We start from the raw sequence: 12,049 nt of genomic DNA, 5'->3' as shown, positions 1-12,049 counted from the left end.
TACATCTCCGGGCTCGTCGCGAGGTCCGGCTCAGGTGATGCGGATCGTGCGGGCTGCCGACCTCGAGCCGGCCACCACGGACGATCCGGCGTACACCGCCGTGACCTTGTGCTTGCCCTTGCGCTTCACGACAACCTTCACCGTGGCCTTGCCGTTCTTCAGGATGACGGTCTTGACCTTCTTGCCGTCGACCCGGACCACGACCCGGCCGGTCGCCCTCGGGCTGGATCCCACCGTGACGGTCACCCGGACGGGCTTGCCCTTCTTCACCTTGGTCTTGCTGACCGCGACCTTGGTGGCAGAGACGGCCTTGGCCACGGGACCGGTGGCCGTCGAGACCGCGGTCCCGGGAGCCTTGCCGGCCTTGGTCGCGGTCACCCGCACCGACAGCCGCTTGCCCACGTCGGACGCACTCAGCTTGTACGACGTCCCCGTCGCTCCCGGGATCGCCCCACCCTCACGCAGCCACTGGTAGCCGTAGCTCAGGCCCTTGGTGTTCCAGGACCCGCTCGTGGCCGTCAACACCGCGCCGTACTTCGCGACACCGGTGACCTGAGGGGCCACCAATGCCTGCACGGCGTCGACGTCGGCCAGGTCGACCGTCTGGTGGCGCACCATCTCGGGGTTGCCCGCCACGTCGGTGGACGCGAAGTCGACCAGGTGCTGGCCGAAGCCCTGCACGGTGATCGGCCCCGAGCCGACCCTGGCCCAGTCACCGCCGTCGATGCGATAGACGGTCTGCGCCACGCCACTGAGGGCGTCGGTCGCCGTGAAGGACAGGGTCGCGGAGTCCGCACCCTCGACACCGGCGCCACGGGTCGCGGTCAGCACCGTCGCCGGGGCCGCGGTGTCGATCCACACCGGCACCGTGCCCGTCGAGACGTTGGCGCTGGCGTCGGTCGCGCGGTACGACAGCTCGTGCTTGCCCTCCCCGGACACCGGCACCGGACCGACGTACGCCTGCCAGGTCCCGCCGTCCGCGGTCTCGATCGCCGGTGCGTCGTCGCGGTTGTCGGCCGCCGAGACCGCGACCGTGACGTCCGAGCGGTACCAGTTCCCGTTGCCGGCCGTGCCGTCGGCCACGACCGCCGACACGTCCGGGCCGCGGGTGTCCACCCCGAGAGGCAGCACCCACAGGTCGGCGATCGACGGGTCGAAGAACCCGTTCGAGGCCAGGGTCCCGAGGCGGTACTCGTAGCGGACCCGCGCCTTGCCGTCGGCCGTCGCTGCCAGCGCCGCCGGGTCGGTGACGGGGAAGTCGTAGACCTTGTAGCCCTCGCCGCTCTCGGCCCGGGGCAGCTCGTGCTCCCGCACCCGGACGTCGTCGACGTAGATGTCGTACTTCTTGGTGTAGGGACCCGAGTAGGTCTCCACGTTGCGGAGCACGAACGGCTGACCCGCCGGGACGGTCACCTCGGCCGAGAACCACGAGCCGGGGGTGCCCGAGTTGGAGTAGCGCCGGGTCAGTCCGGCCTCGGTGTTGGCACCGCTGCTCGTGGACTTCTGCAGGCCGTGCGCGTTCTCCGAGGTGTTGTCCCCGAAGTCGACGTGGTCGAGCGAGGACGCCGGCGGCCGTGGCGCGGTGAGCGTCAGGTCGACGCTCCTCTGGGCCATCGTCGCGCCCGCTCGGCGGACGACGACGTCCACCGGCACCGGACCGGTGCTGGCCCGGTCGAGCGGTACGACGACCGGCACCTTCACGTCGATCTGGCCACCGGCCGGGACGAGCACGTCGGACGACGGGACGCTCCGCCAGCCGGCGGGCAGGGTCAGTGCGACGTGCGCGCGGACGTCCGCCGTGCCGGTGTTGGACACCGGGACGGTGACGACCGCGTGGTCGGCCGGATCGGCGACGTCGGTCGCGACGGTGACGGTGCCGACGGTCAGGCCGGAGGTCACCGACGCCCAGCCCGGCGTCGACGCGGTGATCGTGAAGGGCTCGCCGTCCAGGGTGAGGGTCAGCGCCAGGGTGGCGTCGTGCCCGCCCGGGTCGGCCTGCTTCGGCACGGCCAGCTCGACGGGGAGCTGGGCCGAGCCGCCGGCCGGCACCGACGCGAGCGAGACGGTCGTCTCGCCCAGGCCGGCCACGGTCACGGTGCCCTGGAGCCCCGTGATCGGCTGGGTCCCGGTGTTGGTCACCTCGACCGTGCCGGCGACCGTGCCACCCGGCAGCACCACGCCGGCGACCGGCGGAAGCGCCACCGAGACGCCCACCGACGCGGTGTACGCGTTGACGAGCAGGCTCTCGATGCCGGCGACCCGAGCGGTCACGTCGGCCTTGACCTCCGCGTCGATCGCCGACGCCGCCAGCCAGGTGCGCAGCTCTCGGATCCCGGCGAGGGCGTCGTCGAGCGCTGCGGTGACCGCCGCCGTGTCGCCGTCGAGCCCGGCGAGGAGCGCCGTACCGACGTCGGAGCGGACCGCGGCGACCGCGGTGTCGAGGTGCTCCCGCTCCGACGGGGAGACGTCCCCGTCACCCAGCTCGGCCACGTGCGCCCGCAGCTCGTCCAGGTCCACGGCGACCTCGCCGACCGCGGTGTTGTCGGACGTGACGGCGAAGTCGTAGCTGCCGGATCCGACAGTGACGGTGACGGTGTCGCCGTCGTCGTGGACGTCCAGGACGCCCTCGACGTCGGCGAGCAGCTCGCCGCCCTCGGTGACCGCGAACGGGTTCGCGGCGGGCAGCACGACCTGCGCCGTGGTGTTGACCGGGACCTGGGCCTTCAGCGAGAGATCCTCGTCCGCCAGGGTCCAGCCGGTCGTGATCGGGCCGTAGACCGAGTCGAACTCACTGGCGCCATGGGTCAGGCCGCCGCCGACGACCGGGGCGATCCGGGACACCTTGTAGCCCGCCTCGACCGCCTTGATGCCACCGATGTTCTGGTACATCCAGTCGCCGACCGCGCCGTACGCGTAGTGGTTGAAGGAGTTCATCTCGACCGGGCCGAACGAGCCGTCCGGCATGATCGAGTTCCAGCGCTCCCACATGGTGGTCGCGCCCTTCTCGATCTCGTAGCCCCAGGACGGGTAGTCCTTGTGCAGGAGCATCGTGTACGCGAGGTCGTCGCGGCCGATGCTGCTCAGGGCAGGCAGCAGCCACGGGGTGCCGAGGAACCCGGTGGTGAGGTGGTTGTCGCTCGCGGCCAGCTTGGCCACGAACTTCGCTGCGACCTTCTCGCGCAGGGCCGGGTCGGCGATCATGTCCATGCCGAGGGCCATCGCGTAGCCGGCCTGGCTGTTGCCCTGCACCGTGCCGTTGGCCTGCACGAACTCGTCGACGAAGGCCTGGCGCACGGCGGTCGAGAGCTCGGCGTACTCCGCCGCGTCCGCGTCCTCGCCGATCGCCGCCGCCATCTCCGACAGCATCCGGGCGTCCTCGGCGTAGTACATCGTGCCGAGCACGCCGACGCTGGTCGGGTCGTCCAGGTTGAGCCAGTCCTCCCAGTGACCGCGACCCGAGTCGATCAGGTCCGTCCCGGCGCTGGTGCGCACGAAGCCGAGGAACTTCTCCATCGCCGCGTAGTTCTCGCGCACGATCTTGCCGTCACCCCAGGCCTTCCAGGTCGCGTACGGCACCGTGACGGCGGCGTCCGACCAGCCGAGGCCGGAGCCGAAGTCACCGGCGTTCGGCACCACCGGGGCGATGCCCGGGAAGTTGCCGTTGGCGTAGGCGGCGTCGCGCAGGTCGGTCATCCACTTGCCGAGGAACCCACGGGTGTCCCGCAGGTAGCTCGCCGTCGGAGCGAACACGTTGATGTCACCTGTCCAGCCGAGCCGCTCGTCGCGGGCGGGCGTGTCGGTCGGGACCGACAGGAAGTTGCCGCGCTGGCCCCACGAGATGTTGCTGACCAGCTGGTTGAGCATCGGGTCGGACGTCTCCAGGTCGCCGGTGGCGGCCAGGTCCGAGCCCCACACGACGCCGGTCACGTCAGCGAGGGCCGGGGCGGCCGTCGTACCGGTGATCTCGACGTAGCGGTAGCCGTGCTGGGTGAACTTCGGCGTGTAGGTGACCGTGCCGGTCTCGTCGAACGTGTAGTGGTCGGTCACCGTGGCACTGCGCAGGTTGGCGGTGTAGAGCGTCCCGTCGGGGTTGAGCTCCTCGCCGTAGCGGATGGTGACCGTCTTGCCGGCCTGGCCCTGGAGCGTCAGCCGGGCGACGCCGACCATGTTCTGGCCGAGGTCGTAGATCTCGACGCCGGGCTGGGGGGTGGTGTGCTCCTTCGCGGGGACCTCGCCAGTCACGCGAACCGGCTCGTCGGGCTGCGGCACCAGCCGGGCGGACGTGTTCGTGGCGATGGTGACCGGGTTCCAGCCCGCGTCGTCGAAGCCCGGGGTGTCCCAGCCGGTCTGCTCGGCGTTGGCGTCGTACGACTCGCCCTCGAGGTTGTCGGCCTGCACGTAGGGACCGAAGTGGCTCTTCCACGTGTTGTCGGTCTTCACGACCTGCGTCGAGCCGTCGGTGTACTCGATGCGCAGCTGCGCGATCAACCCGAGGCCGGAGCCGTAGTTGTTGAAGCCGAAGGACGCGATCTTGCCCTTCCACCAGCCGTCGCCGAGCTCGGCACCGAACGCGTTGGCGCCGCTGCGGACCTGGTCGGTGACGTCGTACGTCTGGTGCTGGATGCGCTTGCGGTACTCGGTCCAGCCGGGCGCGAGGAACTGGTCGCCGACCTTCTCGCCGTTGAGCTGCAACTCGTAGACGCCCTGGGCCGACGCGTAGACCCGCGCCGACTCGACCGTCTTGCCGGGCTCGGTCGTGAACGCGGTGCGCAGGAGCGGCTTGTTGGAGTCCTTCGACCGGTAGAGGACGTCCTTGCGCTCGGCGACGCGCAGGCCGTTGGCGGTCAGGGTGCCGCCGTTGAACGGGTTGCCGCCGGAGAAGTCGGTGTCCAGCAGGACGTCGCCGTTCTTCCTGGTCACCTTGACCTTCTTGATGTCGGCCGACTCGTCACCCTTGCCGTCGGCGAAGTCCTGGCGGAAGCCGACGAAGCCCTTGGCGAACGACGAGTCGGTGCGCTGGTCGATCTGGGTGCCGTCGAGCAGGGTCGTGATCGTGTTGCCGTCGACGGTGACCGACATGCGGTGCGTGCCCTCGAGCAGCGCGGCGGAGCTGATGCTCGTGATCGGCTGGTTGCCGAGGAGCGCGTAGCCGTTGTTGGTGCGCTTGTGGGGCCGGAACTTCGGGACGCCGGTGCCGTCGGCCGTCGAGATCTGCCACATGTAGGCGTTGCTGGTGTTGGCAGCGCGGATGAACACGCCGATGGCCAGGTCAGCGATGTCGAAGTCGATGTCAGCGGTGTAGTTGTCCCACTCGTCGACCTCGCCGCTCGCGGACTTGCCGATCCAGTCGGCATCGTCCCAGTCGTCGGCATCGAGGAGCCCGGTCTCGAAGGACGCGGGCTCGCTCCAGTCGGAGGCCTGGTCGGCGCCGTCCCACACCCGGACCTGCCAGACGTAGCGGGTCGCCGCGGCGAGCTCCGGGCCGCCGTACACGATGTCGGCCTGCTCATCGGACGCGACCTTGCCGGAGTCCCAGACGTCTGGCGAGTCGAGGCTGTCCTCGCTGCTGGCCACCCGCACCTGGTAGGCGCTCTGCACGACACCACGCGCGGTGGACCGCGACTGCCAGCTCAGGCTCGGGTCGGCGCCCGGAATTCCGAGCGGCTCCGTGCGGCCGTTGGCCTGGAGGCCGGCGACGGTCACGGGCGCGTCGGCCGCGACGGCGACCGGCGCCGCCACCAGGACGGCGGGCACGCTGAGCGTCAGACCGGCGGCCAGCGCCATCACGGGTGCTACGAGACGGATCCGCGCCCGAGCGCGACTGGGCGGTGCAGAAGACATGGAGGACTTCCTTGCGGCGGCGGAGTTTTTGAAACGTTGCAACCGTAATCTAGGGGCCAGTGACGATCGTCACCACGGTTTTGTCCGTATCCGGCCAAAGAAACTTCTCAAGATCGAAAACGATTCAAGTCAGATCAACCGCGCGCGCACGGCGTGCACGACGAGCTCGATCGTGGAGTCCACCCCGATCTCGTCGGCGATCGTGCGCAGGCGCCGCCTGATGGTGCGCTCGGAGACGCCGTGACGCCGAGCGACCGACTCGGTCGTGTGGCCCTCCGAGAGGAGCCGGAGGATCAAGATGTCGTCCGATGACGGCTCCCACCGGTCGGCGGCGGCGGCGGCGCCGCGGCCCGAGGCGACCACGGTCACGATCCGTGCTCAACGAGCAGCACGTGCAGCGTGCGCGGGCCGTGGACTCCCTCCACCCGGTCCAGCTCGATGTCGCTGGTGGCCGAGGGACCGCTGATCCACGTGTGCGCGCGGGCCGGGTCCAGCAACGGCAGCGCGTCCGGCACGTCGGGGACGACCTGGTCGGTCCGCACGATGCAGACGTGCAGGTCGGGCACCAGCGAGATCGCCCGGCGACCCTGGCCCGAACCGTGGTCCATCACGATCGTGCCGGTCTCGGCGATGCCCACCCGGGCCTCGGTGACCACGGCGTCGTAGGCGTCGAGCTCGTAGGCGTCGAAGCCCGTGTCCTCGTCGGCATCGGGCACCTCGACCGAGAGGCCCGGCGGGATCACGACCCGCGCACCGTCGGGGAGCGCGGCTGCCACTCGACCCGCGAGCTCGTCGGACGTGCAGCGCTCGACGATCGCCTTGTAGTCCTCGACCCGCTCGGCGAAGTGCCCGACGACGTCGGCGAGCGGCGCGATCCGAGGAGCGGGCGGGACGTCGTACCCGGGCTCGACGCCGTCGAGCGCCGCACGGACCTTGCCCAGGATGTCGTCGCGGGCGCTCACTTGCGACCTCCGTCCGTGCGCTTCCACCAGGCGCGGAACGACTCGCGGGGCGCGGGCGGAAGGTCGCGCGCCGACGTCCACTTCGAGGCGCCGAACCGGCGGGCGACGCGGAGACCGATCCCGGTGAACCGCTCGCCCAGACCGAGCTTGCGCGAGTCCGAGAGCGCGACGGCGGCGCCCTTGAAGGCCAGCTCCTCGACGCTGGGTACGCCGCCGCGGTGCGCGTCGACGACCTGGGCGCGCAGGTCCACGAGCACCGACGGGATGTCGATGAGCACCGGGCAGACCTCGAAGCAGGCGCCGCACAGCGAGGACGCGTAGGGCAGCGAGTCGACCTGGTCGTCGCTACCCGGACCCTTCAGCAGCGGGTTGAGGATGGCGCCGATCGGGCCCGGGTAGACCGATCCGTAGGCGTGGCCGCCGGTGCGCTCGTAGACAGGGCAGACGTTGAGGCACGCGGAGCAGCGGATGCACCGCAGCGCCTGGCGTCCGACCTCGTCGGCGAGCGCGTTGGTGCGGCCGTTGTCGAGGAGCACGACGTGCACCTCCTGCGGTCCGTCGCCGGGCGTGACCCCGGACCAGGTCGACGTGTAGGGGTTCATCCGCTCACCCGTCGAGGACCGAGGGAGCAGGCGCAGCATGGGGTCCAGGCCGTCCCACGTCGACACGACCTTCTCGATGCCGACCACGGAGATCAGCACCTCGGGCAGGGTGAGGCACATCCGACCGTTGCCCTCGGACTCGACGACCACCAGGGTCCCCGTCTCCGCGACGGCGAAGTTCGCGCCGGAGACGCCGACCTTCGCGCGCAGGAACTTCTCGCGGAGGTGTGCCCGCGCCGCCGCCGCGAGCACGGCCGGCTCGTCGGTCAGGTCGTCGGGAGCCGGACGGCCGACCGCCCCCATCTTGGCCAGGAAGATCTCACGGATCTCGGCGCGGTTGCGGTGGATCGCGGGCACCAGGATGTGCGAGGGCAGGTCGTCGCCCAGCTGCACGATGAGCTCGGCGAGGTCGGTCTCCCAGGCGGCGATCCCTTCGGCCTCGAGCGCCTCGTTGAGGCCGATCTCCTGGGTGAGCATCGACTTCACCTTGACGACCTCGTCGACGTCGTGGGACTTGGCGATCGACGCGACGATCGCGTTGGCCTCTGCCGCGTCGCGGGCCCAGTGCACGGTGGCGCCGTTCGCTGTCAGCGACGCCTCGAGCAGCTCGAGCTGGTTGCCCAGGTCGCGCAGCGCGGACTCCTTCACGCCGGCGCCCGAGAGCCGCAACTCCTCCCAGTCGCTGTTCTCGTTGACCTCGTCGACCAGCCGCTGCCGCTTGGCCCGGATGGTGCCGGTGGCGTGGGCGAGGTTGTGCCGCAGCTGGGCGTTCCCCAGCGCCTCGTGGGCGGCGACGGGGAACTTCGGCATCCCGACGAAGGTGCCGGTCACCGGGTCACCCCGAGCACGGCGCCCTCGGTCGACGCCAGGATCTCGGCCAGGTGCACGCTTCGTACGCCGGACTGCTCGCGGCTCAGCAGGCCGCCGATGTGGGTCAGGCACGAGTTGTCGCCGGCGACCAGCACCTCGGCTCCGGTGTCGCGGACCTGCCGCGCCTTGTCGGCGCCCATCGCCACGGACGTGTCGGCGTTCTTCACCGCGAAGGTGCCACCGAAGCCGCAGCACTGGTCGGCGCCCTCGAGCTCGAGGAGGGTGATCCCGCGGACCTTCTCAAGCAGCCGGCGCGGGCGCTCGCCCACGCCGAGCATGCGCAGCGAGTGGCAGGTCGGGTGGTAGGTGACGGTGTGCGGGTAGTAGGCGCCGACGTCGGTCACGCCGAGCACGTCGACGAGGAACTCCGACAGCTCGTAGACCTTGGGCGATGTCTCGGCCACGGCCGTGGCCAGGGCCGCGTCCCCCGAGCGTCGCGCGACGATCGAGTGCTGGTGCCGGACGCAGCCGGCACACGACCCGGACGGCGTCACGACTGCGTCGTACCCCGCGAAGGCGTCGACGAAGTTGCGTACGACGGGGACCGCCTCGTCGAGGTAGCCGGTGTTGACCATCGGCTGGGCGCAGCACGTCTGCGACGCCGGGAACTCCACGTCGACCCCGAGCCGTCGCAGGAGCGTCACGACAGCCTGCCCCGTGCCCGGGTACAGCGCATCGTTGATGCACGTGACCATCAGCGCTACCCGCATTGACTCATCCTGCCTCGCTATCGGGAGATCGTCTTCTCGGCGTACGGGACCAGCCGCACCGGACCGACCAGGCCGTAGGCCTGACGCGGGACCGGGCCGTAGACGGCCGGCGTGACCGTGCGGAGCCGGTTGATGAGAGTGGTCGCGACCTCGACCTCGATCTGGTTGCGGCCGCGGCGCAGCAGCCCGCTGAGGTCGACGGTGGTGTCGAGCACGTCGCACGGGGCGACCTGACGGCCGTTGACCCGCACCCGGTAGGTGTCGTTGACCTCGCCGAGCTCGAGCACGGCGCCGTCGGCGGCAGTCCAGTCGCGGCCGAGGTCCACCGTCGTCGAGTACACGCCGACGCCGGACACGTCCTCCAGTCCGGGCACCTGCGACCACGGCAGCAGCGCGTCGAGGTGCACCCGGCGCACCGGGCGCACGGTGTCGGTCGCGGTGGCTCCGGGCTGCCAGTCCTCGACAGCGAGGTCCCACGACGCGAGCGCGATCGGCTCGCGGACCCGGCCGACAGAGGTGGTCGTAGTACGACGGGGCGTCGTGACCGTGTAGTCGCCCGCGGTGCTCGCGCGCAGCACCAGCGACTGGCCGAGCACGCGCAGCGAGCCACCGGACACGGCGGTCGCGGACGGCGTACGCCCGTGCGGCCGGGCCAGCGCCACGATCGTGGACTGACCCGGGAGCAGGTCGACGGTCACCCGCACCTGGTCACCCTTGCGCTCCCAGAGCGCGACCGGGGTCGTCTCCCCCGTCCAGGCGTCGAGCAGGTAGGGCACGGCGTCTCCGCGAGTGGCGGTGAGCCAGACGTCCTGGGTGACCCGGACCAGCTTGCGGTTCTCGGCGTGCTTGGCGTTGGCGACGTAGTAGAGGTCGACGTCGTCAGTCACCCGACGGACCGTCTGCACCGTCGAGCTGTCGTGGCGGACGTCCGGGGTGATCCCGAGGTCGGCGAGCGCCACCGGGATCTCGGTGTCGACGGCCACCGTCCGGGTCGTCGACAACGCGCGGATCTGGGCGACCAGGGCTCGAAGACGATCGGTCTCCCCCGGCTGCGCCAGCCCGACCGGCTCCGCGGCCGACCAGTCCCCGAGGAACACGATCGGCAGGCCAGCCCGGCCGAGCTCCAGCACCCGCTCCGCCGTCGACACGGCCATCGTCCGCTCGGCTCCGCGGAACTGGTCGGGGCCGATGATCATCACCTTGTACGCCGGGCCGTCCGGGGCGAGCCGCCCGCGGCGCACCTTCGCGCGGGGCAGGTCGAGGAGCGCCGGGGTGGCGAACGAGTGGGTCCAGCCGACGGGGATGCCGTTGTTGGTCGCCCACGGGGCGCCGATGCCGGTGGAGGCCCAGCCCTTCTGCCGTAGGAAGACGATGTCGTAGCGCGGCGTGCCGGTCTGCAGGACCAGCTGGGTACGCGCCAGGTAGTCGGACAAGTCGCGGATGTGGCGCCACTGCGGGGTGCGCGGTCCCCACGCGTCGCCGTACCCGACGGCGCCGTTGTAGTACGGCGAGAACGCCGCGAAGCCAGGCCACGTGACGCCCGGTGCGTCGGCGTACGCGAACCCGTGGATCATCGCCATGTTCACGCCGGCGGCGTAGATGCTGTTGAGTGTCTGGAGGGCGCGGTCCCAGGTCGTCTGGTACGCCGCTCCGACGTAGCAGATCGCCTCGCAGGACAGCACCGTGTGGCCGGCCAGATCGCGGCCACCGGCCATCACGCGGTAGTCGTCCAGGTTCTTGAAGCCGAGCGACTCGGTCTCCGGCACGTCGATCAGCGCGGCGTGCTCGACGGTGTCGGTCTCGAGGCCGTACGGCTGCACGCGCAGACCCATCCCGAGCGAGCGCGCGAAGCCCTGGACCGGGAGCAGGTGGTGGTCGCGGTAGAGGTCGGACAGCACCTGGTTGAAGTCGTCGCGGACCCGCGTCGTGGTGACGGCGTCGTAGGCGAAGACGTACTTCTCCTTCACCTCGACCACGACAGGGAGGTAGGGCAGCAGGTCGTAGCCCGCACGGCGCCGGAACTCCTCGAGCATCCGCGGCGTCCAGATGGTCGCGTCGGTCTCGATCTCCAGCGAGTCCTCGAAGAGGTAACCGCCGGCCTTGGCGAGCAGGCGGCGCAGGGAGGAGTCGAGGATCCGGTGCTTCCAGAAGTCGATGACAGCGCCCGAGCCGGCAGCGCTGAAGTGGTCGACGACGTAGGAGCGCGGCGAGGTGTGCGGACCTGCCTCGGGCTCCTGCCCGGATCCGCGGCGCCAGTGCGCGAGGAGCACCCACGGCCCGCCCTCGGGCGCGGTCCAGGTGATCCGGCCGCCGACGACGGTCGCGGTGAGGTCGACGTACGACGAGGGGTCGAGGGTCTGGACGGCCTTGACCGGCTCGCCGACCGTGCGGAAGGCCTGCACGGCCACGAGGTGACGGTCGGCGCTCTCGGACTCCGGTGCGACGACCGGGTCGGGGAGCGCGGCGTCGTACGTCGAGCCTCCGGCGACGACCGCCTGGCCGTGCGCCAGCTCGGAGCAGGCCGCTTCGTCGTCGGGCGTGACCGTCGGGACCGCCGCCGGCCAGGACGGGCCGATGGTGATGTCGACCCGGATCCCGTGCCGGGCGGCGCGGTCGAGCGCGGCCTTGACGCCGGCGACCCAGGACGCCGTGCCCCACCCGTGCTTCTCCAGGTCGATGGTGATCCCACGCGCGGCCAGGCTGTGCGTGACGTCCGCGATCTCGAGCGCTCCGAAACCGGCCGCGGCGACCTGGTCGACCTCGCGAGCGATCTCCTTCGGGTCCACGGCACCGTGCGGCCACCACCAGCGGAACCCGGCAGCCGTCTCCGGACCGGGGCGCTGGAACCCTCGCAGGACGTCGCGACCCCGGGCATGGCCGGAGGTGCCCCGGCCGGCCGTCGCCGGTGCCTGTCCCGCGACGACGACCCCCGCGGTCACCGCGGCGGCTCCGAAGAGCGAGCGGCGGCGGATGCCGGAGGCCGCGAGGTCGGGGCTCTGGTCTGGCTGCTGCACTTCGCTCATCAGGTCTCCCGAGAAGGTCGGAGGGTCAGGTGGGGTCGAGC

General features: G+C 71.1%; 6 protein-coding genes. All 6 read right to left on the bottom strand.

Annotated elements, in window-relative coordinates; translation table 11 throughout:
* Positions 1 to 30: 30 nt before the first annotated feature.
* The gene (locus ABEA33_RS01920; RefSeq protein WP_345524847.1) at positions 31 to 5,841 is read right to left on the bottom strand and encodes a family 78 glycoside hydrolase catalytic domain; all 5,811 of its coding nucleotides are present in this window, start codon (positions 5,839 to 5,841) and stop codon (positions 31 to 33) included.
* A 129-nt stretch (positions 5,842 to 5,970) separates the two neighbouring features.
* Complete coding sequence (locus ABEA33_RS01915; RefSeq protein ID WP_345524845.1) at positions 5,971 to 6,210, bottom strand: helix-turn-helix domain-containing protein; 240 nt, start codon at positions 6,208 to 6,210, stop codon at positions 5,971 to 5,973.
* The gene (locus tag ABEA33_RS01910; RefSeq protein ID WP_345524843.1) at positions 6,207 to 6,803 is read right to left on the bottom strand and encodes a LutC/YkgG family protein; all 597 of its coding nucleotides are present in this window, start codon (positions 6,801 to 6,803) and stop codon (positions 6,207 to 6,209) included. The genes ABEA33_RS01915 and ABEA33_RS01910 overlap by 4 nt, the downstream gene beginning before the upstream one ends.
* Positions 6,800 to 8,236 (bottom strand): lactate utilization protein B, encoded by a 1,437-nt coding sequence (locus ABEA33_RS01905; RefSeq protein WP_345524841.1) that lies wholly within the window; start codon positions 8,234 to 8,236, stop codon positions 6,800 to 6,802. The genes ABEA33_RS01910 and ABEA33_RS01905 overlap by 4 nt, the downstream gene beginning before the upstream one ends.
* Positions 8,233 to 8,985: a (Fe-S)-binding protein gene (locus tag ABEA33_RS01900; protein ID WP_345524839.1), complete on the bottom strand. Its 753-nt coding sequence runs from the start codon at positions 8,983 to 8,985 to the stop codon at positions 8,233 to 8,235. Before ABEA33_RS01900 ends, ABEA33_RS01905 begins: the two co-directional genes overlap by 4 nt.
* A 17-nt stretch (positions 8,986 to 9,002) precedes the next feature.
* On the bottom strand, positions 9,003 to 12,008 hold the full coding sequence (locus ABEA33_RS01895) for a glycosyl hydrolase (RefSeq protein WP_345524838.1): 3,006 nt from the start codon (positions 12,006 to 12,008) through the stop codon (positions 9,003 to 9,005).
* Positions 12,009 to 12,049: the final 41 nt, after the last annotated feature.

It is taken from the genome of Nocardioides endophyticus (assembly GCF_039543845.1).
Taxonomy (GTDB): Bacteria; Actinomycetota; Actinomycetes; order Propionibacteriales; family Nocardioidaceae; genus Nocardioides; species Nocardioides endophyticus.
The sequence above is the reverse complement of the archived record's forward strand: the minus strand, read 5'-3'. Positions and strand labels throughout refer to the sequence as shown.